This window comes from Bacillus cereus group sp. MYBK15-3 (genome assembly GCF_051916765.1).
GTDB lineage: Bacteria > Bacillota > Bacilli > Bacillales > Bacillaceae_G > Bacillus_A > Bacillus_A cereus.
Genome location: NZ_JBQAHG010000002.1, coordinates 1 through 22,484, shown reverse-complemented (window position 1 = coordinate 22,484; position 22,484 = coordinate 1). Strand labels below are relative to the sequence as shown.

The window sequence follows — 22,484 nt, the reverse complement described above, 5'->3', positions numbered from 1 at the left end:
TATATTTCTGATCTCCTCTATAAGTGTAGCTTCCTTCTTAGATGAAAAAGCATCACTGCATAGTTTTTAGAAATCCCTTTACTATTGTATCAAACTTTTCCGGTTGTTCCACATGAATTGCATGGCCAGCACCATCAATTTTGACAAATTTCGCGTCAGAGACGCATTTTTCGATGTTTTTTAATATGCGAAAGAACTTTTCATCATGCTCTCCGTTCATTAAAAGAACAGGTATTTTTAAGTTTGGCAACTCATTCCACCATGAAGGCTGAGCCCCTGTTCCCATGCCGCGTAAGCTATTTGCGAGCCCTTTTGGGTTGTTAGCAAGTCGTTCTTTTCGCACTGCTTCTTGTACGTTTTGTGCTAAACTTTTTTGCGTTTCAAACAGCGGAATATTTTCCCACATTGCTACAAAGCTATTGATGCCTTCTCGCTCAATTTTATGAGCAAGTCGATCATCTTTTTCACGACGTTCTTTTCTATCCGCTTCGTCTTCGAGCCCAGCTGTACAATTTTCTAATAAAAGAGAGTGTACATAATCTGGATATAGACATGCCATCGTAATCGCCAGTCTTCCTCCCATTGAGTAGCCAAGTATATGTACTTTTTCAATATGAAGGTAATCTAGTAGTTCTTTCATTTGCAATGCCACATTTCGGATATCATAATGCGCAACATCTTCAGGACTCTCCGTCTTTCCGTGCCCAACAAGATCAACTACAATAACTTGAAACTGCTCACTCCATGAAGAGATAAAAGAACGCCACGTTTCCATGCTTCCCGTAAAACCATGAAGAAGTAGAAGTGGTTCCCCGCTTCCGACTACTTCATATTCATACGATACACCTTGCAGCGTTACCTTCATTTTGATTCACCTTGCAACGATGTAGTAATTACGTCCTGTGTTTTTGCCCATAACGTACGGTGCAATGTTAAGTTTTCATCACGATTCGTACAAATTTCCACAACGTGTAAACCTTCTGTCGTCGTTCCTTTTCGAACTTCTTCTCGGAATTGCTCCCAACCATTTACACGGCTAAATGAACCGCCGTACATTTTGACAACATGCTCATAATCAAGTCCAATTGGTGTTCCAAATAATGATTCAAAATGTTCCTTTTTCTCATACTGTGGTAAGAATGAGAAAATACCCCCACCATCATTATTTACAACGACAATTGTTATATTTAATTCATGTAATTTCGCTGCTAACAGTCCATTTAAATCGTGATAAAATGATAAATCACCAATTACTAATACAAGTGGGTCGCAAATAACGCTTGCTCCTAGAGCTGTCGAAATGATTCCATCAATCCCATTTACACCACGGTTTGCCATCACATGGATGTTTTTATCCGATGTGAAGAAGAATGAGTCTGTATCACGAATTGGCATACTATTGCTCGCAAATAACGTTGCATCTTCTGGTAATACGCGCACAATATCTGTAATAACCTTTCCTTCAAATGCAGTTTCATATGTTTCCATTTCACGAAGCGTTTCCTTCGTTTTTTCGTTTATATGTTGCCACATTTGGGACCAATCATTCTTTTTCATAACTGGCATTTTTTCTATTAATGTACTGCAAAATGCAATATCACTTGCCTGTACAACTTCTGTCGCAACAAGAGCTGGATCTCTCCATTGTCCAGATTCGTCAACAACGATATGAACAGCTTTCGTTTGTTTTTTAATGAACTGCGTTAATGCTTTCGAAACAGGCATACCACCAAAACGAATTAAAACGTCCGGCTTCCACGTCTCTTTTAACAATTCATTTCGTAAAAATGTATCATAACAGTCGATTACCATCGTTTTATCGTGGTGTCCGCTACGAATATTAGAAAGTGGGTCTGCTAATATTGGGTATCCCGTTTTTTCAGCTAGTTGCGTTGCAAACGTTGCGATTTCTGAATGACTATCATCTCCACAAATAATAAGCCCCTTTTCCATATGTGAAAGGCGCCCTACAAGAGAATCTACATATTCACTCGGCATCACCACGTTCCCTTGCTGAACTACTCCTGTATATTCCCCGCGTCCTTTATCCCATAAACTTTCTAATGAAAAGTCCGGGATAAGCGGTTCACGAACTGGAAAATTAAGATGAACAGGTCCTTGCGGCGCTAAACAAGCACTTGCTATCATGCGCTGCGTTGTCATGCGAGCGTAGTGGTACATCGCTTCACTCGCTTCTGGAAGTGCCATCTCTGTAAATTGCTTCACAAACGTACCGTATAAATTAAATTGATTCATCGCTTGTGGTGCACCGACATCTCTTAATTCATGCGGTCTATCTGCTGTTAAGACGATAAGCGGCACTCGTGAATGGAAAGCTTCACATACAGCTGGATAGTAGTTCGCTGCTGCCGTTCCTGACGTACATAATAATGCAACCGGACGTTTTTTCGCTTTTGCGATACCGAGCGCAAAAAATCCTGCAGATCTTTCATCTACATGTAAATATGTGTTCATTCCTTCGTGTTGTTCCATTAGTAGAGCAATCGGCGTTGACCGTGAGCCTGGACTAATGACAACATCACATACATTTAGACGCGTCAGTTCATCCACGAACGCGCCTAAATAATATGATAATGCTTCTATATGATTGTTCATTTCATTAATTCCTCCAAAGCACCAAGCATCGGTCTAAACTTCAAACTTGTCTCTTCATATTCAAGTTGCGGTACTGAATCAATTACAATCCCGCAACCGGCAAATAAGGATGCTTTCTCGCCATTTAATAATCCGCAGCGAAGTGCAACCGCAAATTCACCATTTCCTTCATCATCTATCCAGCCAATCGGTGCACCATATAATCCTCTGTCTAACAATTCAACATCACGAATCAGTTTCATCGCTTCCAAACGAGGTGTCCCGCCAAGAGCTGGTGTTGGATGTAATTCTTCTACCATCGTTAAAAGACTCGCAGTGCCTTTTGCCTCTACAGGCGTATATAAATGAATTAAGTTTTTCGTTGTTAATAGACCTGGACTCTCCGGAATATTAACGTATTCGCAGTGCTCATTTAATACCGACCTGATCATGTTCACAACATAACCGTGTTCAGCTAAATTCTTTTCATCATGAAGAAGCGCATTACTATTTCGCTTACTTTCTTCTATAGATTGACCATGACCAGTTGAACCAGCAAGACACATCGAAGTAAACTTCTCATCTTCTTTGCGAATTAACCTCTCTGGCGTCGCTCCTAAGAAGCATGCTCCTTTATAATCAAAAGAAAATACGTAACAATCCGGTTGCCCAATGCGAAGTGCTTCTAAAACAAGAGCAGAATCAATATGATGATCCATTTCTACTTTTAGCTCCCTCGCTAATACAACCTTCTGCACGTTACCCTGCTTCATCTCATCTTGCACTTTCTCAATGGCTTTCATCCAGCCTTTCGGATCCACTTCCACTTTAGAAGTAACTGTTAATTTCGATCCTTCTAATGCACATTTACTCTCCCCAAAAATTTTCTCTTCTAAAGAAACAATTTCGTTATAAAGAGTTTCTGCACAATCTGTTGCTGAAACGAATGTATTCATCGTTAACCATGCTTTTTCATTTTTTACAGTTAATAAAAATGCTGGTAGTGAAAATGTCGTATCATCGAATTCTTTCCATAAGTCCGTTTTCTCTTTTTCTTGGTCAAATGAAAATCCACCAAATAAAAGAGGACCTGTTCCAAATTCATATTTTTCTCTTTGTACAAATGCTTTCTCTTTTACTTTATCCCACTCGTCACGAGCCGCTTGAAAGCGTTTGTGAGAAGAATTTGCTATAGTGAAAACAGAGCCAATTCCAGCAAATATTACATGCTGAGCTGGATCTGCAAAATAACATCTATTTTCCAATGCAATCCTTTTTCCTGCTGCATAAAACAGAAGCGGATCCATCCAGTCTATTTGTTTTACAAAACTAACCAATATTTTTTCATCAGTTGCATGCTTAATGGCTGCACTAAGAACTTCTTGCAAGCCTTTTTGTTTCGTTTGAATCACAATTGTCTCCCCCCTATGGGCGAAAAATAGTCATAATTACGCTTGATTTTAAGATACACCTCAAACGAAAGGCCTGTCAACGTTTAGCATTTCTGAGAAATTCACCTTCTCTTCCTAGAAAATAAACGTTGACACTAAATGATGCTTTTTCTACACTTAGTTGTGTACAATATGTGACCAAAGGAGGATTCAACATGGAAATGAACGTCGAAACGAATTCCTCTCCTATGGCGCCAAAACCAAGCAAGCAAACAGGCTGGCGCATTTGGTGGAGTTTACTACGTCCCCATACATTAACAGCAGCTTTCGTTCCTGTTTTCATCGGAACAGCCTATGCAATGCAGGTCGGAGGTATAAATCAAATCCATCTCCCTCTTTTCCTTATAATGCTTCTTGCTTGTCTTCTCATTCAGGCAGCAACAAACATGTTTAATGAATACTTTGATTATAAAAGAGGACTCGATCACGAAGGTTCAGTTGGTATCGGCGGCGCTATCGTTCGCGATGGCATTCAGCCAAAAACAGTGCTTAACTTAGCATTTGGATTTTTCGGCATCGCAATACTATTAGGTGTTTATATTTGTATGAATTCTAGCTGGTGGCTTGCTGCAATCGGTCTTGTTTGTATGGCCGTTGCTTACCTTTACACGGGTGGCCCACTTCCCATTGCCTATACACCATTTGGAGAGTTAACAGCCGGATTATTTATGGGTGTTATCATTATTGGAATTTCATTCTTTATTCAAACTGGAACTGTAACATCAGAAGTCATTTTACTATCTATTCCAAGCTCCATTTTAATTGGTGCCATTTTACTAGCTAATAATATTCGTGACTTAGATGGCGATAAAGAAAACGGTCGTAAAACGTTAGCAATTCTCGTTGGACGCGAGCGAGCGGTTGGTGTACTTGCTTCTATGTTCATCGTTTCCTACATTTGGACAATTGCTTTAATTATCGTGGGCATCGTATCACCATGGATGCTTATCGTATTTTTAAGTGCACCGAAAGCATTTAAAGCGACGAAAGGCTTTATCGGCAAAAGCATTCCAATGGAAATGGTACCTGCGATGATTGCAACAGCAAAAACAAATACAATCTTCGGTCTCTTAATGGGAATCGGGTTATTACTTGGATATTTCCTTTAAAAGGAGCTGCTAACGCGGCTCCTTTTTCGTATCTGAAATTCATCTCATAATTCCTACTCGCAACGCTCATACTATGTAAAGAAACTGAATTGTAGGAAGGTGGACGACTATGTTAACTCCACAACAAGTAGGTCAATTTAAATCCATTTTAGAAAAACAAAAACAAGAACTAGAGCAAACGATACAAACTCATGAAAATACAGATCGTGCTTCTGAACGTGACTCAGTAGGAGAACTATCTAGCTATGACAACCATCCAGCTGATATGGCAACAGAGCTATATGAACGTGAAAAAGACTTCGGACTTATTGAACTTTGGCATAAACAGCTAGAGGATACGAAGCATGCCTTGCAAAAAATAGAAGCAGGTACGTACGGCATTTGCGAAGTGTCTGGTGAAGAAATTCCGTTTGAAAGATTAGAAGCAATGCCGACTGCTACAACATGCATCCAGCACGCGGCAAATAAGTTAAATATGAATACACGACCAGTTGAAGAAGAAGTGTTATCTCCTTCTTTCCACAAACATGATGAAGATCGTTCTGTTGAATATGATGCAGAAGATGCATGGCAAGATGTTGCTAATTACGGAACGTCTGAAACACCGTCTGATTTAGAAAGACGAGATTCGAAAAACTATAATGGCATGTACGTAAACAGTGAGGAAAATGTAGGATACGTAGAAGATTTCGAAAACTTTATTGGTACAGATATGTATGGAAAAAATCCGCAAGTTTTCGCTACAGAAGAACATGAAGAATATGAACAAATGCTTGATGACTTTGAAGAGCGTACCTTTAAGGGCGAATTATCTTCAAATGAGTCGAGTTCCAAAGAATAAAAAAAAGCATTCCGAAAATCGGAATGCTTTTTATCGCTAGCTAATTAGTTTTTTGTAACGTTAGCAGCTTGTGGTCCACGGTTACCTTCAACGATTTCGAAAGAAACTTCTTGACCTTCTTCTAAAGTTTTGAATCCGTCACCTTGGATAGCTGAGAAGTGAACGAATACATCGTCTCCACCTTCAACTTCGATGAAACCGAAACCTTTTTCGCTGTTGAACCATTTAACTTTACCTGTTTGCATGTCATGTACCTCCTAAATAAAAATGAAACTATGAATCCACATGAAAAGGTGGATATAAAGGACATGAATGTATAACAAGCTTACAGCCTTTAATTCAACGTGCTTTATTTCCGTACCACATTATGTAGCTCAATAGTGATTTCACTATATCACGCTATATCCAAAACGTCAAATGAGAACACTTTCATTCCACCATTTTTTTATAATTTTAATATAATGTTGAATTTCCATATTCATATTTTAGCCCGGTATTTGTGGATAATTTGATTGGCGGGAGCTGCTAATCCGTTTGGGTTGGTCCCATTTTATTTGAAAATTAACAAAACTAAAGTATTCTAATCCTATTAAATTCTGTACAATATAAGTATCTATTACATACGAGGTGAAAAAAATGAGAGCACATGAAATCGAGTATAAGTTATACGGAGATGATATGCAGTTTGTTGAAATTGAGTTAGATCCAGAAGAAAGCGTGATCGCAGAAGCTGGCGCAATGATGATGATGGAAGATTACATAGAAATGGAAACAATCTTCGGTGATGGTTCTGGCCCATCTGGAGGTTTATTCGGAAAATTAATGGGCGCTGGTAAGCGTCTCGTTACAGGCGAAAGTATGTTTATGACTGTATTTACAAATACAGGTCACGGCAAACGCCACGTCTCATTTGCTGCTCCTTATCCTGGTAAAATTATTCCTGTAGATTTAACAGAATATCAAGGAAAAGTAGTTTGTCAAAAAGATGCCTTTCTTTGTGCCGCAAAAGGTGTTTCTATCGGAATTGAATTTACGAAAAAAATAGGAACTGGTTTCTTCGGTGGTGAAGGTTTTATCATGCAGAAACTTGAAGGTGACGGTCTTGCTTTCATGCACGCAGGTGGAACTGTATATAAACGTGAATTAAAACCTGGTGAGAAACTTCGCATTGATACAGGTTGTCTTGTTGCTATGACAAAAGACATTAACTATGATGTCGAGTTCGTTGGAAAAGTAAAAACAGCTCTATTTGGCGGCGAAGGTTTATTCTTCGCAACGTTAGAAGGACCTGGAACAGTTTGGATTCAGTCCTTAACACTTAGCCGATTAGCAGCACGCCTTACAAGCCCAGCAGCGCAAAGTACTGGCGAAGGTAGTGTATTAGGTGGCCTTGGTCGTTTATTAGATGGGAAAGAGTAAACTGTGCCCTTATGTGGGAATGGCCATCAACTAATAAAATAATAAAATTAAAACACCCTTGCTTGCAGTAATAAAGTGAAAGGGTGTTTTAATTTACGTCTACAAACGAGAAAAAGCAGTTAAAATAAAGTAATAAGGTTTACTTAAGGAAAATAAGGTATATTATATTTGTTGAGTAGATTCTCTTTAGAGACAAGAAAAGTAGGTGAACAAAGTGGGAAAATATCAATTGGATTCCAAAAGTCAGGTAGCTGTGGCAAAGTTCCATGAAAAACAGAAGCCTGCCAAATTTGATAAAAAGCAGCAACTTGAAAAATTGCGTACGGAGTATTTGAAAAAGAAGCAAAAACAAACAGATAAATAATATGTTTTATTTTCCGAATTTTTTCTGTATGTAACGCAAACAAACACAAGAAAATAGGTAAGTTATTCATCATTCAAATATATACAGGCTATTTTTTCAAACCTCTTACTTATGCAACTAACGCATGCGTCAGTTCATTAAGAATAACTAAAAAAGTCGATTCCTTGAGATGAAAAAGAGTAAACAGTGTCCTTATCAGGCACTGTTTTATTTTGACATTATAATTTCCTCCACTGATTTAGGTAAGCGATACAAGCTATTCTCCACCTCCAAAAGAATGAATCAAGTTCCTCACCGCATATATTAAACTATACCTTTTCTTAAGGAGGGCTTCCTTAATGCGTACTCCTTTATCCTTTGATAAAGACACTGCCATACTGTTAGCTTCTTGTTGTGAGTTAACGTATGAACAATATAAACAAAATGGTATTTTCGAAATACCAGATGGTTTTCAATATGTACAAGGTTTTCAAGGAAAGGCCATTCAAACAACAGAATGGTTCGGATTTATATTAGAATCTGAGGATACAATTATCGTTGCCTTCAGAGGCACTCAAACAGATCCAGATTGGATTATTGATTCTCTCGTCAATCAAAAACCTTATCCTTATGCTTTAAATGGCGGAAATGTCCATAACGGTTTTCTCTCTATTTATGAGTCTTGTCGTGATTCTATTATGGATATGCTCGTATCATTGCCAGCACATAAAAAACTGCTAGCTACTGGGCATAGTCTAGGTGGCGCGCTTGCCACATTACACATATTAGATGCACGTATAAATACTGCCTTCGCACAGTATGGACTTTATACATTCGCTTCTCCAAAAGTAGGAGATATCGCTTTTCGAAATTATTATAAACTACAAGTAGCTAGTAGCTTTCGTTTCGTCAACTTATTCGATGTCGTCCCACTTCTCCCTCCCCGAAACATAAATTTTAATGATCATGATTGGGAGTATGCACACGTCCATCACAACATGACATTTACAAAAAACACAAAATCCATTACAAATAATCATTCCATTACAACATACAAAACATGTCTGACTTCTCATTTTTAACCAGTAAACAATTGGAAATAAAATATTCGTATACTATAATAATCTATGAAGTTATTTTTGGATGAGGGGACCTTACATGTTAAAATTTATCTTCGCATTTTTCCTTATTATAATTTTTACGGTTACAGGTTTCTTTACATTTTCATACTTTGCGACAGGAGAGTATGATGGGGCAGGTATCATATATACCACTGTTCCATTTCTTTCTTAAGCAAAATAAATAAAACGAGCTTAATTTTATTAAGCACGTTTTATTTATTAATATCCATTTCTGTTGGTAAATCGATAATATATCTCCCAATATAGCAACCTCTTTAAAACTGTTTAACTGCATTACCAATACCCCAAATTTCATTACTGTACTGCAAAATCGTTCGATCGCTCGCAAAATGACCAGACTGTGCAATATTTAAAATCGACATTTCTAGCCACTTCGTTCGGTTCTCATAAGCTCTACCGACAGCTTCTTGTCTTTCAGCATATGGACCAAAATCTCGCAGAACGAAATATTCATCATTTTGAATAACGAGAGAATCGTAAATTGCTTCAAATTCGGCTCCCGACTGTGCAAAGAAACCATTCGTTAACTGATCTACTACCTTTTTAATGTGCCCATTGTGGTGATAATAATCACTTGCACGATATCCACCATTTTGATAGTAATGAAGAACCTCTTCGGCTGTTAAACCGAAAATGAAACAGTTATCATCACCGACCCGGTCTTTTATTTCAACGTTAGCACCGTCTAGCGTTCCGAGTGTAATCGCACCATTCATCATAAATTTCATATTACCTGTTCCCGATGCTTCTTTACTCGCCGTTGAAATTTGTTCACTTACATCCGCCGCTGGGAATATATCTTCTGCTAAAGAAACTCGATAGTTTTCTAGAAAGATAACTTTCATATATTGACTGACATACGGGTCATTATTTACTTTTCTTGCGAGTTCATTTATTAATTTAATAATTTTTTTCGCGTAATAATAGCCAGGTGATGCTTTCGCTCCAAAAATAAAAGTACGCGGATAAAATGTAAAACTAGCATCCTCTTTCAAACGGTTATACAAATATAAAATATGAAGAACATTTAATAATTGTCGTTTATAAGCATGTAATCTTTTCACTTGCACATCAAAAATAGAATTTGGATCAATGGTAATCCCCATTGTATTATGAATACGCTCCGCTAAAATCTCTTTACGCTCTTGTTTTACCTCTGCAAATTTCTCTTGGAAACTCGCATCATATTGAACTAATTGTAGCTCTTGAAGCTTAATCGGTTCTTTCTTCCACTCTGTTCCAATCGCCTCTGAAATGAGATTTGTTAACTGTGGATTTGCTTTCATAAGCCAGCGCCTATGAGCAATTCCATTCGTCTTATTATTAAACTTATCTGGATAAAATTCATAAAACAATCGCATTTCCCGCTGCTTTAATATTTCCGTATGAATTTTCGCTACACCATTTACGCTATGGCTACCGACAATCGCTAAATGAGCCATTTTCACAAGGTCATGTGCAATAATCGCCATTGCTTCAATACGATCCCACTCATACGGATACTGTTCCCAAAGTTCATGACAGAAACGTTCATTAATCTCTTCAATAATCATATAAATTCTCGGTAATAACGGTTTAAAAATGTGAATTGGCCACTTTTCGAGCGCTTCTGATAACGTTGTATGATTCGTATAAGAAATCGTCTGCGTCGTTATGTGCCAAGCTTCTTCCCATGCTAACTTTTCTTCGTCTAGTAAAATGCGCATCAGTTCCGGAATTGCTAAAACCGGATGTGTATCGTTAATGTGGATCGCAATTTTTTCATGTAGTTGACGAAGGTCACCATATCTTTCTCTATGCATTCGAACGATATTTTGCAAACTTGCTGATACGAGGAAATACTGTTGTTTTAAACGAAGTATTTTTCCCTCATCATGCGTATCATCTGGATATAAAAACTCCGATACAGCCTCTGTTTCACGCTTATATTTCAAAATATCTTTGCAGTTTTGCGGGAAAGGAACTGGTTCAGCATTCCAAAGTCTAAGTGTATTTACAGTACTCGTCTCATAGCCAACTACCGGCACATCATATGGCACGGCCATAATGATTTCTGCATTTGTATGCCTAAACTCTAAACGCCCGTCAATTTCTAGCGGTTCAACACTGCCGAAATAACTTACTTCTACAGCTTGATCATGCCTTCTTACTTCCCATACGTTTTCATGAAGAAGCCACTGTTCTGGAAATTCAACTTGATAACCATCAACAATTTTCTGATCAAACAAACCATGTTTATAACGAATTCCACAGCCGTGTCCTGGCAAGTTTAAAGATGCAAGTGAATCGAGAAAACAGGCTGCTAAGCGTCCAAGCCCACCATTACCAAGGCCTGCATCTGCTTCCACTTCTTCTAACTCTTGTAACGAAATCCCTAGTTCAGATAACCCCTGCTCGCATACATCTCGAATACCTAAATTCAAGATGTTACTTCCAAGCAAACGTCCAAGCAAAAACTCAATAGACAAGTAATACATTTGCTTTTGCTCTCCGGATCGATAACTCTCGTTCGTTGCAATCCATTGACCATTCATATATTCACGCACCATGTACCCAAGCGTATTGTATTGATCACGTGTTGTAGAGTCTTTGAAACTTTTACCATACATCGTCTCTAACTTTTCTAGAAAAGCTGATTTGAAACTTTCAACATGAGTAAACATTTCTTCACCACCTACATGTTATTCCATGAGACTTTTATACAATTTCTTATAAGCAAGAGCTGACTTCTCCCAGCTATAATCTTCCGTCATCGCTTGCTTTACAAGCTGCTCCCATACCGGTTTATCGTGATAGAATTCAATTGCACGATGGATCGTATGCAGCATGTCATGTGCATTAAAATTCGTGAAACTAAAACCATTTCCTTCTCCAGTTTCTTCATCATAAGAATGTACCGTATCGTTTAATCCACCTGTTTCTCTTACAATTGGAATCGTACCGTATGCTAATGCGATAAGTTGTCCAAGTCCACACGGTTCAAACAGCGATGGCATTAAGAATAAATCACTTCCTGCATACACTTGATGAGCTAATTCTTCATTAAATCCGATATAAACTTTTACCTTCTCCGGATACTCATATGCCATCCATTCAAAGAATTGCTCATATTCCGAATCACCTGATCCTAAAATAATACATTGTACATCTTCTTCCATTATTTCGCGGAATACAGTACGTACTAAATCAAGACCTTTTTGCTTCGTTAATCTCGTTACCATTGAAATAATTGGTGTATCCTCTTTTTCTGGCAAACCAAAATAACGCTGCAAGGCGCGTTTATTTTCACTCTTTTCATATAATGACTCTGCATCATACTGAGCCTTAATATACGAATCCGTTTCTGGATTATATACGCTCGTATCAATTCCATTTACAATGCCGCTAAGCTTATCATTATATTTGCGTAACAACCCATCTAACTTCTCACCGAAAAACTCATATTGAATTTCTTCTTTATATGTCGGGCTAACTGCTGTAATTTGATCTGAAGCTATAATACCGCCCTTCATAAAGTTCACATTCCCATAAAACTCTAACTGCTCACTGTGGAAATATTCATCACCAAGTTCTAACAAGTCGTACATTACTTCAGGAGGAAATACACCTTGGAACTGTAAGTTATGAATTGTATATACCGTTTTAATACGCTCATATAACGGGTTATCTTGATACTTTTCACGAAGTAAGAAATTAACCATAGCCGTATGCCAATCGTGGCTATGAAGAATATCCACTTCAAAATCAAGGTGCGAAATACACTCTAACACCGCTTTTGAGAAATAAGAAAAACGCTCTCCGTCATCATAATGACCATACAGAGAATCTCTCTTAAAATAATATTCATTATCTATTAAGTAATACGTAATTCCGTCTTGCTCACCTTTTAAAATTCCACAATATTGATTTCTCCACCCAAGCGGGACGTTAATTACTTTATGTAACGTACATCCATCTCTTAACTTTTGCGGAATGAGGCTATAATTTGGAAGTATAATACGAACGTCCACTCCTAATTTTTTCAGCTCTTTTGGGAGCGCACCCGCTACATCAGCTAATCCTCCCGATTTCACAAACGGTACACATTCTGATACTGCAAATAAAATATTCACTTGTTGTCCCACTGCGCGAAAAGTTTTTATTACTCCTCTTGCAGCTTCCTCCCTTCGAGTTTTCATTTAAATTAAAACTTTAATCAGTGGAGGAAAAAGCCCCCACTGATTCTTTTAAGAATAACTATTAATCGTACTGTTTTGTACGCTTCCTTTTTCTACAACATACGGCCCATCGGCGTTTCCTTTTAATACGACACCGTCACCAATTTTCACGTCTTTATCAATAATAACACCGTCTATTATACAGTTATCTCCAATTTGGCTCTTTTGCATAATAATACTGTTACGAATAATTGAACCTTTTCCAATTTTAACTGAACGGGAAACAACACTGTTTTCGACTTCCCCTTCAATAATACTACCGTTTGCAATCATTGTATTTTTCACGACTGCACCCTTTAGATAACGAGTTGGTGGCTCATCTTTTACTTTCGTAAAGATCGGTGCTTCTTTCTTAAATAATTGCTTCCAAATAGCAGGTTGCAAAATTTCTAAGCTATGTTTATAGTAACTTTCAATCGAGTCAATAATTGCTACATATCCAGTATGTTCATATGTAGCAATGTGTAATGATTTCCCGCGCTTTTCTCTCACTACATCAAATAAACTGTATTGTTCCACACCTTTATATGACTCAAATAAGTCTAACAATAATTGTTTCTTTAACACGTATGTTTGAAGCGAACCCCCTTCATGGCAAACTTCCGTAATATCAGCTGCCGTATGTATATGTCGCTCTAACACCGCTTGAAAATTTAATGCTGTTACGAGATGGCTATTCGTAATAACAACGTACTCTTCTCTGCTTCTTAGAAAATAATCAATATGTCTTCTAAAGTGTGCAAAAGACCCAAATTCATCTTGGTCACATTGGCAGTTTGGCGGGAATAAAAATAGTCCGTCTCGTTTTCTATCTAAATCCCACTGTTTTCCTGAACCAACATGGTCCATTAACGAACGATTTTTATGGCTTGTAAAAACTGCCACACTATGAATACTAGAATTCACCATATTTGAAAGCATGAAATCAATGAGTCGATAACGGCCCCCAAACGGTAACGCCGCTAGTGAACGATGCCCTGTTACTTTCTTTAAGGAAGGAAAACTTCCCGTTGCATTAATAATTCCTAACATTTTTTCTCCCATTCATTTCATCCCCCTTTTCTATTTCCCTTCAGCAATTAATACTACATCGTCAACATTCTTTTCTGGACGAATGATTGTTCCATCCTCGATAACCATTTCTGATCCAACAATCGCTCTTTCAATCACAACATTTTTACCAATCTTAGCCCCTGGCATAACGACAGAATCAATCACCATACTTCCTTCTTCCACCGTCACTCCTTGGAATAACACAGAATGCTTCACGTCCCCTTCAATGACGCACCCTTCGTTAATAAGCGATTCTTCTACTTTCGCCTTTTCAGCAATATATTGAGGCGGTTCGTTTGGATTGACTGAGTAAATACGCCAATTACGATCGTTTAAATTCAGTGATGTTTCATCGCGAAGCAAATCCATATTCGCTTCCCATAAGCTCTTCACCGTTCCAACATCTTTCCAATATCCTTCAAACGGATACGCCATTAGCTTCTTCCCTTCATCCAATAAAAGCGGAAGTACGTCTTTTCCGAAATCGTTACTAGATTCAGGGTTTCTTGCATCCATCTCTAAATACTCTTTCAAAATTGACCAATTAAAAATATAGATTCCCATTGATGCAAGATTACTTCTTGGAAATTGTGGTTTCTCTTCAAACTCAACAATCTCCATTTCTTCATTTGTATTCATAATGCCAAAGCGACTTGCTTCATCCCAAGGTACTTCAATAACAGAAATGGATACGTCCGATTCTTTCTCAATATGGTAATCTAGCATCTTACTGTAATCCATTTTATAAATATGGTCGCCTGATAAAATGAGAACATACTCCGGTTCATACTGACTTAAATAGTTTAAGTTTTGATAAATGGCACTTGCCGTACCTGTATACCACTTAACCCCTGAAGACTCCGCATAAGGAGGTAAGACTGTGACCCCACCGTTTACTCGGTCTAAATCCCACGCATTTCCGATTCCGATATAATTATGAAGTTCGAGTGGTTGATATTGCGTTAAAATCCCAACCGTTTCAATACCAGAATTCGCACAGTTACTTAGCGTAAAATCAATAATGCGATATTTACCACCAAATGGAACAGCTGGCTTGGCTAAATTCTTTGTTAATGCACTTAAACGACTACCTTTTCCCCCTGCTAGTAACATTGCTACGCACTTTTGTTTTTGAGCCATCTTGTTTTTTGCTCCCCTTTCTCGTCTTCACTGGTCGTAATATGGATACGCCAAATGGTGGAATTGTAATCTCTACATGTGCTGCTTGATTATGGTACGGTTCTAGAATCGTCTTAAGACGTTTCTTATTCACTTGTCCCGAACCGCCATATTGCTGTGCATCACTGTTTAAAATCTCGTTATAATACTCGAAATCTGGTACACCTACTTTATAGTTTTCATATGTAGCTTTCGTAAAATTACATACGATAACTAACGCATCTTCTTGTTTATCCCCTTGGCGGATAAACGAGAAAATACTTTGCTCGTTATTATTAGCATCAATCCACTGAAAACCTTCAGGCGAATGATCAAGCTGCCAAAGTGGTTTTGAGCGCTTATACAATGCTATGAGCTCTTTAAAGTAATCATGCATATAACGATGCATTTCAAAATCATGTAAATTCCAATCTAAATCTTCAAGGTCTTTCCACTCATCAAACTGCCCGAATTCTCCTCCCATGAAAAGTAATTTCTTTCCTGGGTGAGTAAAGAAATATCCATATAACAAACGAAGCTGAGCAAACTTATCCCAGTAATCACCTGGCATTTTATTTAATAACGACTTTTTCCCATGAACGACTTCATCATGAGAAAGCGGTAATATGAAGTTTTCAGAGTAAGCATATAGTAAAGAGAACGTCATTTTCTCATGAATATATTTTCTGTACTCTGGCGCACACTCCATATATTTCAGCACGTCATTCATCCAGCCCATATTCCATTTGTAATTGAATCCAAGCCCACCTTCATACGTTGGTGCTGTTACAAGTGGCCAAGCTGTTGAATCCTCTGCCGTCATAAGAAAATCTTCATCCTCTGCAAACACTGCTTCATTTAACTCCCGTAAAAATGACACAGCGTACTCATTACTTTGCTCTTGTCCTTCTTTATTCCAGTACAACATGTTCGCAACTGCATCTACTCTGAAACCATCAATATGGAAATATCTCATCCAAAATAACGCATTTGAAATTAAGAAATTACGTACCTCTCTCTTTCCTAAATCAAAATTGACAGTTCCCCATACTAGATTTTCTTGTACATCTTTATCTTTATATTCATAGGTCGGTGTGCCATCAAACAAATATAAACCGTGAGCATCTTTACAAAAGTGCCCCGGTACCCAATCTAAAATGACACCGATTCCATATTTATGACATTCGTCGACAAAATACATTAAATCATGCGGTGTACCAAATCTACTCGTCGCTGCATAATATCCCGTTCCTTGATATCCCCAAGAACGATCATATGGATGCTCAACAAGCGGCATAATTTCAATATGTGTAAATTGATGTTCCACCACATACGGAATGAGTTCTTCTGCCATTTCCCTGTAAGAATATAGTGTTCCATCTTCTTTCTTTTTCCAAGAACCAAAATGTAATTCATAAACTGTCATCGCTTCTTTATAAATCGGTTTTTTCTTTTTCTTACGATTCCAGTTTTTATCCTTCCATTCATATCCTTTTATATCAAAAACTACAGATGCCGTATTCGGTCTTACTTCTGCATATATAGCATACGGATCTGCCTTTAAAATGACGTCACCAGCCAACGTTTCAATCGCATATTTATATATTTCTCCTTCTTCAATATGCGGTATAAATAAGGACCAAATGCCTTCTTCTGTCACTTGTAGCATCTTATGTTGCTCATAATCCCACTCATTAAAATCTCCAACAACACTCATTGCTTTCGCATGAGGAGCCCACACTGTAAATCGTACCCCTTGAATCTCATCTTCCGTCACAACATGTGCGCCAAAGATGTTATAACTTTCATAGTACTTTTCTGTATGAAACTCATCTCGTTTCACTTCTTCACAATTTATTACACTCAATATGCTCACCTCACTTAGATGACAGAATTTTTTATACTTTAACTATTTCTGCGAAAAACTGCAATATCCTTGTTAATTTATAAAAAACATTCGTTTTTTTCTTAAAAATGTTAGTTTTTCTTCACATTTCCGTGTAAAATATCGAATTTTGACGAATATTCATTGAAAACGCTTTATTACCCTTGTATATTTTTTCTTATTATTTTTTCTCAATCTTTATTTTAGTAGGTTTATCCTACTTTTCATGCTATTTTCCACTCAAAATCAAAACAAAATAATCTATCATAAAAAAATGTTTATCAATATTTTTTGTCATAATTTTATTAAAATGCGAAATTTAATCCTGCTTTTGAAAAGCTACTTTCCGACAAAGGAGTAACCGCAAAAGTAAATGAACCGAAACTAGAGGCAGGTTCTGTTACAGTTGGCGGCGCTATCGATGACAAAAACTTTGCTGGATTAGATGGTGATTTCCCGTTCATTGATGTAACTTTCAAAGTAGAAAATGATGAATTTTATGAAGCAAACGCTCAATTAGAGTCACCAATTTTTGTTTACTGGAAACAAGGTGAATCAGAACCAAATAGAATGCGTGTACTTCAAGATCAAACATTCTCAGTTATGTCCTTAAACTCACTAGTAGAAGGAAATATTAAACCTGGTGCGTTCTTAAATGAATGCGGATATTTAGATGAAAAGTTCGATTATACAAAGCTTGGCGTAAAAGTATATGCGACTGATTCTTACCGTCATAAGTTTGAAGGCTCACTAGATAAATACGGATACTTCAAACTAAATGAACTTCCAGTTAATAAACGCGACTATAACTTATATGTAGAGGTGCCAAGACATTTAACAAGCCGCCTAACAACGAAACTTGGTACTGAAAAAGACGGTAAGCTGCTTGGCCAATATTATTATGCAAGACCTGACGAAAACCTTGCCGGCGATGTAAATGGTGATAAAGTAATCGATATTAAAGATGCTGAAATTATCGCTAGCAACTATGGTAAAAAAGAACTAACTGTAAAAGACGGAGACCTTAATAAAGATGGTATTGTCGACGAAAAAGATATTCGCTTCGTTGAAAGGAACTTCTTGAAAAAAGGTCCAGATGCATCTAAATCACAAACACCTGTAGAAAAATCCAAAAGCGGTACACTGGCAGATATTTTAAAGAAATTAGGATTAACACCTAAAAAATAATAAATTGAAACTTTAATCAGTGGGTTTTTACTGCCCGACAAATAGCGGAATAATAAAGAGCACTCTACGTAAAATAGAGTGCTCTTTTCTATAAACGACCCTTATCCAGCAAAAGGGGTATATTGGGGATATACAAGGGAAACCGGAAAAGGAATTTATATTAAATTATATAAGTTCAGAGGTAAGAAGCAGTTTCCCACCTCTGAATTATTTAGCAATTATTATAGTACTGGTGCCATTGTTTCTTTTAATACTTTTACAGAATGAGCGAACTTCACTTTTTCCTCTTCATTTAGCTCAAGTTCTACGATTTCACGTACACCTTCGCGGTTAATTACAGCTGGAACACCTACGTAAGCATCTTTCTCGCCGTATTGACCTTCAAGGTATGCAGATACAGTTAATACGCTGTTCTCGTTGTTTAAGATTGCTTTAGTTACACGAAGTAGTGACATACCGATTCCGTAGTAAGTTGCACCTTTACGCTCGATGATATGGTAAGCTGCATCACGTACGTTTTCGAAGATTTTGTCTAAGTCTTCTTGTTTGTACTGTTCGTTGTTAGCTAAGATTGTTTCTAATTTTTGTACACCAATAGTAGCGTGGCTCCATACTGGAAGTTCAGTGTCACCGTGTTCACCAACGATGTAAGCATGAACGTTACGTGGATCTACATCTAAGTAGTCACCTAACATGTAACGGAAACGAGCAGAGTCTAAAGTAGTACCAGAACCGATTACGCGCTCTTTCGGTAAACCAGATTCTTTCCAAGTTACGTAAGTTAAAATATCAACTGGATTAGTTGCGATTAAGAAGATTCCATCGAATCCGCTATCCATAATGCCGCGAACGATTTGTTTAAAGATCTTTGTATTTTTCTCAACTAAGTCTAAACGAGTTTCACCTGGCTTTTGTGGTAACCCAGCAGTGATAACAACTAAATCTGCATCTTTACAATCTGCATAGCTACCGCTCCAAACTTTTGTTGGTGATGGAGAGAATGGTACCGCATGGCTTAAGTCCATTGCTTCCCCTTCTGCTTTTGCTTCATTAACATCTACTAATACGAATTCTTCAGCTACACCTTGGTTGATCATTGAGTAAGCGTAACTACAACCTACAGCTCCTGTTCCTACTAATACTACACGATTGATACCTTTTTTCATGGTAATTTCCCCTCTCTATTGTTCACATATATTTTTTTATGATTGTTTAAGTAATTAATTAAAATACTAATTTAATGTTGTTTAACTTCTTTACATTCATATTGTAGCACGTATTATTGTGAATTACTTCACAAATTATGACCTATTTGTGAACTTTTTCACATAGAGTGTAAAGTTATTGGAATAGGTGTGGAATCCATTTCAATTGAGGCGTTTTCTTTAGATTGTGAAAGGGTTTTTCTTGTGGTTTTCATCGGTAAGTGAAATTATATCGGCGATTTTTAGAATATATCGACCGTAACTCCAAATATATCAGCGATTATTAAAATTTATCGATCGTAACTCAAATTATATCAGCGATTTTTGCAATATATCGACTTACCGACAAAACTCGACAATAATGACAACATAAAAAAGCTGTCTCCAGTAGATCACACCTGTTGAAAGAAGCAGCTTCTTCTATATATTATTTATTTTCATCGGTTTCTCCAAGTGTAGGAGGCTACAGCCATACAGCTGGGGTAAATAAACAACATGATTGTATTTACCGCTCTCTATACCCAACTGCAACAGCCCATACTTCATATTTCTTCTATTGCATAAAAAAGCAGACTATCCAAAGTCCACCTTTATACAACAAAAAAGAGATAGCAGATTATGCTATCTCTTTTAGTATGACCCGTACGGGATTCGAACCCGTGTTACCGCCGTGAAAGGGCGGTGTCTTAACCACTTGACCAACGGGCCAGTTCTGGCAGAGAAGAAGGGATTCGAACCCTCGCACCGCGTTCGCGATCTACTCCCTTAGCAGGGGAGCCCCTTGAGCCACTTGGGTACTTCTCTATAAATATGGCTCCGCAGGTAGGACTCGAACCTACGACCGATCGGTTAACAGCCGATAGCTCTACCACTGAGCTACTGCGGAACAATTATGGTGGGCCTAAATGGACTCGAACCATCGACCTCACGCTTATCAGGCGTGCGCTCTAACCAGCTGAGCTATAGGCCCATAATTGAAAAGCGGGTGAAGAGAATCGAACTCTCGACCAGAGCTTGGAAGGCTCTTGTTTTACCACTAAACTACACCCGCATTAAATTGTAAATGGTGAGCCATGAAGGACTCGAACCTTCGACCCTCTGATTAAAAGTCAGATGCTCTACCAACTGAGCTAATGGCTCATTTTGAAAGTGGTGCCGACTAGAGGACTTGAACCCCCAACCTACTGATTACAAGTCAGTTGCTCTACCAATTGAGCTAAGTCGGCTCGTGATTTCAAAATGGTGGCTCGGGACGGAATCGAACCGCCGACACGAGGATTTTCAGTCCTCTGCTCTACCGACTGAGCTACCGAGCCTTTATGTAAAAAATGGCGGTCCCGACCGGGGTCGAACCGGCGATCTCCTGCGTGACAGGCAGGCATGTTAACCACTACACCACGGGACCATTTGGTTGCGGGGACAGGATTTGAACCTGCGACCTTCGGGTTATGAGCCCGACGAGCTACCGTGCTGCTCCACCCCGCGATGATAAAATATTCACTTTAGAAAAAATGGAGGAGGTAGAGGGATTCGAACCCCCGCGCGACTCTCGCCGCCTGTCGGTTTTCAAGACCGATCCCTTCAGCCGAACTTGGGTATACCTCCGAGATATATACGTCTAATGGTGGACCTTGTAGGACTCGAACCTACGACCGGACGGTTATGAGCCGTCTGCTCTAACCAGCTGAGCTAAAGGTCCTTTATGGTAGCGGCGGAGGGGATCGAACCCCCGACCTCACGGGTATGAACCGTACGCTCTAGCCAGCTGAGCTACACCGCCATAAATGATATTAATATAAGTGGAGCCTAGCGGGATCGAACCGCTGACCTCCTGCGTGCAAGGCAGGCGCTCTCCCAGCTGAGCTAAGGCCCCATGTTTTTTGGAATATCGGGAAGACAGGATTTGAACCTGCGACCCCCTGGTCCCAAACCAGGTGCTCTACCAAGCTGAGCCACTTCCCGTTAATAAAAGCGCGCCCGAGAGGAGTCGAACCCCTAACCTCTTGATCCGTAGTCAAACGCTCTATCCAATTGAGCTACGGGCGCATATGGTGCCGAGGGCGGGGGTCGAACCCGCACGGTGGTCACCCACCGCAGGATTTTAAGTCCTGTGCGTCTGCCTGTTCCGCCACCCCGGCATGTCATATTGAAAATTGGAGCGGAAGACGGGATTCGAACCCGCGACCCCAACCTTGGCAAGGTTGTATTCTACCACTGAACTACTTCCGCAAGACATGTATGAGTTATTTAATTAAAAGTGCGGGTGAAGGGAGTCGAACCCCCACGCCAAAGGCGCCAGATCCTAAGTCTGGTGCGTCTGCCAATTCCGCCACACCCGCATATTAATTTATTTAAGAAAAATGGGGCGACTGATGGGAATCGAACCCACGAATGCCGGAGCCACAATCCGGTGCGTTAACCACTTCGCCACAACCGCCATGATTTCTGGTGCCGACTAGAGGACTTGAACCCCCAACCTACTGATTACAAGTCAGTTGCTCTACCAATTGAGCTAAGTCGGCTAAATGGTGGAGGATGACGGGATCGAACCGCCGACCCCCTGCTTGTAAGGCAGGTGCTCTCCCAGCTGAGCTAATCCTCCATTTGCCTGGCAACGTCCTACTCTCACAGGGACAAGGTCCCAACTACCATCGGCGCTAGAGAGCTTAACTTCCGTGTTCGGTATGGGAACGGGTGTGGCCTCTCTGCCATCATTACCAGACTGTATTCATTTAAGACAAGAATTATTTTAACTCATTTACTTTTGAAAGTCAACAAGTTTTTTATATTCTTTCAAAACTAGATAACATTGCTTCATATTATATGGTTAAGTCCTCGATCTATTAGTATTCGTCAGCTCCACATGTCACCATGCTTC

16 protein-coding genes, 22 tRNA genes, 1 rRNA gene and 1 pseudogene are annotated in these 22,484 nt (G+C 38.8%); 7 read left to right on the top strand and 33 right to left on the bottom strand.

Annotated elements, in window-relative coordinates; genetic code table 11:
- Nucleotides 1-52 precede the first annotated feature (52 nt).
- Genes menH through ACTFR8_RS08440 form a run of 3 tightly spaced genes read right to left on the bottom strand, consistent with a single transcriptional unit; the run spans nucleotide 53 to nucleotide 4,007 of the window.
- On the bottom strand, nucleotides 53-865 hold the full coding sequence (gene menH, locus ACTFR8_RS08450) for a 2-succinyl-6-hydroxy-2,4-cyclohexadiene-1-carboxylate synthase (protein ID WP_252209714.1): 813 nt from the start codon (nucleotides 863-865) through the stop codon (nucleotides 53-55).
- Nucleotides 862-2,616: a 2-succinyl-5-enolpyruvyl-6-hydroxy-3-cyclohexene-1-carboxylic-acid synthase gene (gene menD / locus ACTFR8_RS08445; protein WP_098601422.1), complete on the bottom strand. Its 1,755-nt coding sequence runs from the start codon at nucleotides 2,614-2,616 to the stop codon at nucleotides 862-864. The genes menH and menD overlap by 4 nt, the downstream gene beginning before the upstream one ends.
- A complete protein-coding gene (locus tag ACTFR8_RS08440; RefSeq protein ID WP_000616750.1) occupies nucleotides 2,613-4,007 on the bottom strand; it encodes an isochorismate synthase in 1,395 nt (464 codons plus the stop codon). The genes menD and ACTFR8_RS08440 overlap by 4 nt, the downstream gene beginning before the upstream one ends.
- Nucleotides 4,008-4,201: 194 nt before the next feature.
- Between ACTFR8_RS08440 and ACTFR8_RS08435 the strand changes: the two genes are divergently transcribed.
- Together ACTFR8_RS08435 and ACTFR8_RS08430 are read left to right on the top strand one after the other, a co-directional pair.
- Nucleotides 4,202-5,155 carry a 1,4-dihydroxy-2-naphthoate polyprenyltransferase gene (locus tag ACTFR8_RS08435; RefSeq protein WP_153600599.1) on the top strand — a complete coding sequence of 318 codons (954 nt, stop codon included), beginning with the start codon at nucleotides 4,202-4,204 and terminating at the stop codon, nucleotides 5,153-5,155.
- Nucleotides 5,156-5,264: 109 nt separating this feature from the next.
- The gene (locus tag ACTFR8_RS08430) at nucleotides 5,265-5,996 is read left to right on the top strand and encodes a yteA family sporulation protein (protein ID WP_000957392.1); all 732 of its coding nucleotides are present in this window, start codon (nucleotides 5,265-5,267) and stop codon (nucleotides 5,994-5,996) included.
- 44 nt (nucleotides 5,997-6,040) lie between these two features.
- Here ACTFR8_RS08430 and cspD read toward each other — a convergent pair whose 3' ends face one another.
- The gene (gene cspD, locus ACTFR8_RS08425) at nucleotides 6,041-6,241 is read right to left on the bottom strand and encodes a cold-shock protein CspD (protein ID WP_001193054.1); all 201 of its coding nucleotides are present in this window, start codon (nucleotides 6,239-6,241) and stop codon (nucleotides 6,041-6,043) included.
- 391 nt (nucleotides 6,242-6,632) lie between these two features.
- Between cspD and ACTFR8_RS08420 the strand changes: the two genes are divergently transcribed.
- The 4 genes from ACTFR8_RS08420 (at nucleotide 6,633) to ACTFR8_RS08405 (ending at nucleotide 9,051) form a co-directional block, all read left to right on the top strand.
- Entirely contained in the window at nucleotides 6,633-7,415 is a 783-nt protein-coding gene (locus ACTFR8_RS08420) for a TIGR00266 family protein (protein WP_001201257.1), read from the top strand.
- 214 nt (nucleotides 7,416-7,629) lie between these two features.
- On the top strand, nucleotides 7,630-7,779 hold the full coding sequence (locus tag ACTFR8_RS08415) for a hypothetical protein (RefSeq protein ID WP_000521639.1): 150 nt from the start codon (nucleotides 7,630-7,632) through the stop codon (nucleotides 7,777-7,779).
- Nucleotides 7,780-8,117: 338 nt separating this feature from the next.
- The gene (locus ACTFR8_RS08410) at nucleotides 8,118-8,840 is read left to right on the top strand and encodes a lipase family protein (RefSeq protein WP_001260111.1); all 723 of its coding nucleotides are present in this window, start codon (nucleotides 8,118-8,120) and stop codon (nucleotides 8,838-8,840) included.
- A 76-nt stretch (nucleotides 8,841-8,916) separates the two neighbouring features.
- Nucleotides 8,917-9,051: a hypothetical protein gene (locus ACTFR8_RS08405; protein ID WP_000911064.1), complete on the top strand. Its 135-nt coding sequence runs from the start codon at nucleotides 8,917-8,919 to the stop codon at nucleotides 9,049-9,051.
- 103 nt (nucleotides 9,052-9,154) lie between these two features.
- Here the strand turns inward: ACTFR8_RS08405 and glgP are convergent, their stop codons facing one another.
- From glgP to glgB, 5 genes are all read right to left on the bottom strand, one after another.
- Entirely contained in the window at nucleotides 9,155-11,563 is a 2,409-nt protein-coding gene (glgP, locus tag ACTFR8_RS08400; RefSeq protein WP_252209715.1) for a glycogen phosphorylase, read from the bottom strand.
- An 18-nt stretch (nucleotides 11,564-11,581) separates the two neighbouring features.
- Entirely contained in the window at nucleotides 11,582-13,012 is a 1,431-nt protein-coding gene (glgA, locus tag ACTFR8_RS08395; protein WP_033685823.1) for a glycogen synthase GlgA, read from the bottom strand.
- 114 nt (nucleotides 13,013-13,126) lie between these two features.
- Nucleotides 13,127-14,161 (bottom strand): glucose-1-phosphate adenylyltransferase subunit GlgD, encoded by a 1,035-nt coding sequence (glgD, locus tag ACTFR8_RS08390; RefSeq protein WP_070184444.1) that lies wholly within the window; start codon nucleotides 14,159-14,161, stop codon nucleotides 13,127-13,129.
- Between the two features lie 18 nt (nucleotides 14,162-14,179).
- Nucleotides 14,180-15,310, bottom strand: a complete 1,131-nt coding sequence (gene glgC / locus ACTFR8_RS08385) for a glucose-1-phosphate adenylyltransferase (protein WP_000057604.1) — start codon at nucleotides 15,308-15,310, stop codon at nucleotides 14,180-14,182.
- Nucleotides 15,258-17,195, bottom strand: a complete 1,938-nt coding sequence (glgB, locus tag ACTFR8_RS08380) for a 1,4-alpha-glucan branching protein GlgB (RefSeq protein WP_252209716.1) — start codon at nucleotides 17,193-17,195, stop codon at nucleotides 15,258-15,260. The genes glgC and glgB overlap by 53 nt, the downstream gene beginning before the upstream one ends.
- A gap of 327 nt (nucleotides 17,196-17,522) precedes the next feature.
- Between glgB and ACTFR8_RS08375 the strand changes: the two are divergent.
- Nucleotides 17,523-18,401, top strand: a pseudogene (locus ACTFR8_RS08375) (dockerin type I domain-containing protein); the annotation flags it as partial.
- 221 nt (nucleotides 18,402-18,622) lie between these two features.
- Here the strand turns inward: ACTFR8_RS08375 and ACTFR8_RS08370 are convergent.
- From ACTFR8_RS08370 to rrf, 24 genes are all read right to left on the bottom strand, one after another.
- Nucleotides 18,623-19,567 carry an L-lactate dehydrogenase gene (locus tag ACTFR8_RS08370; protein ID WP_000715340.1) on the bottom strand — a complete coding sequence of 315 codons (945 nt, stop codon included), beginning with the start codon at nucleotides 19,565-19,567 and terminating at the stop codon, nucleotides 18,623-18,625.
- A 675-nt stretch (nucleotides 19,568-20,242) separates the two neighbouring features.
- Nucleotides 20,243-20,314 (bottom strand) — tRNA-Glu (locus ACTFR8_RS08365).
- 5 nt (nucleotides 20,315-20,319) lie between these two features.
- Nucleotides 20,320-20,410 (bottom strand) — tRNA-Ser (locus ACTFR8_RS08360).
- Nucleotides 20,411-20,417: 7 nt separating this feature from the next.
- A tRNA-Asn gene (locus ACTFR8_RS08355) sits at nucleotides 20,418-20,492 on the bottom strand.
- A 7-nt stretch (nucleotides 20,493-20,499) separates the two neighbouring features.
- Nucleotides 20,500-20,576 (bottom strand) — tRNA-Ile (locus ACTFR8_RS08350).
- A 10-nt stretch (nucleotides 20,577-20,586) separates the two neighbouring features.
- Nucleotides 20,587-20,657, bottom strand: a tRNA-Gly gene (locus tag ACTFR8_RS08345).
- Between the two features lie 13 nt (nucleotides 20,658-20,670).
- Nucleotides 20,671-20,746: transfer RNA gene (locus tag ACTFR8_RS08340), tRNA-Lys, on the bottom strand.
- A 10-nt stretch (nucleotides 20,747-20,756) separates the two neighbouring features.
- A tRNA-Thr gene (locus ACTFR8_RS08335) sits at nucleotides 20,757-20,832 on the bottom strand.
- Nucleotides 20,833-20,846: 14 nt separating this feature from the next.
- Nucleotides 20,847-20,922, bottom strand: a tRNA-Phe gene (locus ACTFR8_RS08330).
- 13 nt (nucleotides 20,923-20,935) lie between these two features.
- Nucleotides 20,936-21,011, bottom strand: a tRNA-Asp gene (locus tag ACTFR8_RS08325).
- Between the two features lie 3 nt (nucleotides 21,012-21,014).
- Nucleotides 21,015-21,091, bottom strand: a tRNA-Met gene (locus tag ACTFR8_RS08320).
- A gap of 27 nt (nucleotides 21,092-21,118) precedes the next feature.
- Nucleotides 21,119-21,211, bottom strand: a tRNA-Ser gene (locus ACTFR8_RS08315).
- 17 nt (nucleotides 21,212-21,228) lie between these two features.
- Nucleotides 21,229-21,305 (bottom strand) — tRNA-Ile (locus tag ACTFR8_RS08310).
- A 4-nt stretch (nucleotides 21,306-21,309) separates the two neighbouring features.
- Nucleotides 21,310-21,386: transfer RNA gene (locus ACTFR8_RS08305), tRNA-Met, on the bottom strand.
- A gap of 20 nt (nucleotides 21,387-21,406) precedes the next feature.
- A tRNA-Ala gene (locus ACTFR8_RS08300) sits at nucleotides 21,407-21,479 on the bottom strand.
- A 15-nt stretch (nucleotides 21,480-21,494) separates the two neighbouring features.
- Nucleotides 21,495-21,568, bottom strand: a tRNA-Pro gene (locus ACTFR8_RS08295).
- A 10-nt stretch (nucleotides 21,569-21,578) separates the two neighbouring features.
- A tRNA-Arg gene (locus tag ACTFR8_RS08290) sits at nucleotides 21,579-21,652 on the bottom strand.
- Nucleotides 21,653-21,655: 3 nt separating this feature from the next.
- Nucleotides 21,656-21,744 (bottom strand) — tRNA-Leu (locus tag ACTFR8_RS08285).
- A gap of 16 nt (nucleotides 21,745-21,760) precedes the next feature.
- Nucleotides 21,761-21,835 (bottom strand) — tRNA-Gly (locus tag ACTFR8_RS08280).
- Between the two features lie 29 nt (nucleotides 21,836-21,864).
- Nucleotides 21,865-21,945 (bottom strand) — tRNA-Leu (locus ACTFR8_RS08275).
- 22 nt (nucleotides 21,946-21,967) lie between these two features.
- Nucleotides 21,968-22,043 (bottom strand) — tRNA-His (locus ACTFR8_RS08270).
- 9 nt (nucleotides 22,044-22,052) lie between these two features.
- Nucleotides 22,053-22,128 (bottom strand) — tRNA-Thr (locus ACTFR8_RS08265).
- Between the two features lie 4 nt (nucleotides 22,129-22,132).
- Nucleotides 22,133-22,208 (bottom strand) — tRNA-Val (locus ACTFR8_RS08260).
- 4 nt (nucleotides 22,209-22,212) lie between these two features.
- Nucleotides 22,213-22,328: ribosomal RNA gene (gene rrf / locus ACTFR8_RS08255) — 5S ribosomal RNA — on the bottom strand.
- Between the last annotated feature and the right edge of the window lie 156 nt (nucleotides 22,329-22,484).

What these genes read in the sequence shown, in the direction of transcription:
- menH (WP_252209714.1), bottom strand. Translation starts at nt 865, where the DNA reads ATGAAGGTAACGCTGCAAGGTGTATCGTATGAATATGAAGTAGTCGGA.
- menD (WP_098601422.1), bottom strand. Translation starts at nt 2,616, where the DNA reads ATGAACAATCATATAGAAGCATTATCATATTATTTAGGCGCGTTCGTG.
- ACTFR8_RS08435 (WP_153600599.1), top strand. Translation starts at nt 4,202, where the DNA reads ATGGAAATGAACGTCGAAACGAATTCCTCTCCTATGGCGCCAAAACCA.
- ACTFR8_RS08430 (WP_000957392.1), top strand. Translation starts at nt 5,265, where the DNA reads ATGTTAACTCCACAACAAGTAGGTCAATTTAAATCCATTTTAGAAAAA.
- cspD (WP_001193054.1), bottom strand. Translation starts at nt 6,241, where the DNA reads ATGCAAACAGGTAAAGTTAAATGGTTCAACAGCGAAAAAGGTTTCGGT.
- ACTFR8_RS08420 (WP_001201257.1), top strand. Translation starts at nt 6,633, where the DNA reads ATGAGAGCACATGAAATCGAGTATAAGTTATACGGAGATGATATGCAG.
- ACTFR8_RS08410 (WP_001260111.1), top strand. Translation starts at nt 8,118, where the DNA reads ATGCGTACTCCTTTATCCTTTGATAAAGACACTGCCATACTGTTAGCT.
- ACTFR8_RS08405 (WP_000911064.1), top strand. Translation starts at nt 8,917, where the DNA reads ATGTTAAAATTTATCTTCGCATTTTTCCTTATTATAATTTTTACGGTT.
- glgP (WP_252209715.1), bottom strand. Translation starts at nt 11,563, where the DNA reads ATGTTTACTCATGTTGAAAGTTTCAAATCAGCTTTTCTAGAAAAGTTA.
- glgD (WP_070184444.1), bottom strand. Translation starts at nt 14,161, where the DNA reads ATGGGAGAAAAAATGTTAGGAATTATTAATGCAACGGGAAGTTTTCCT.
- glgC (WP_000057604.1), bottom strand. Translation starts at nt 15,310, where the DNA reads ATGGCTCAAAAACAAAAGTGCGTAGCAATGTTACTAGCAGGGGGAAAA.
- ACTFR8_RS08370 (WP_000715340.1), bottom strand. Translation starts at nt 19,567, where the DNA reads ATGAAAAAAGGTATCAATCGTGTAGTATTAGTAGGAACAGGAGCTGTA.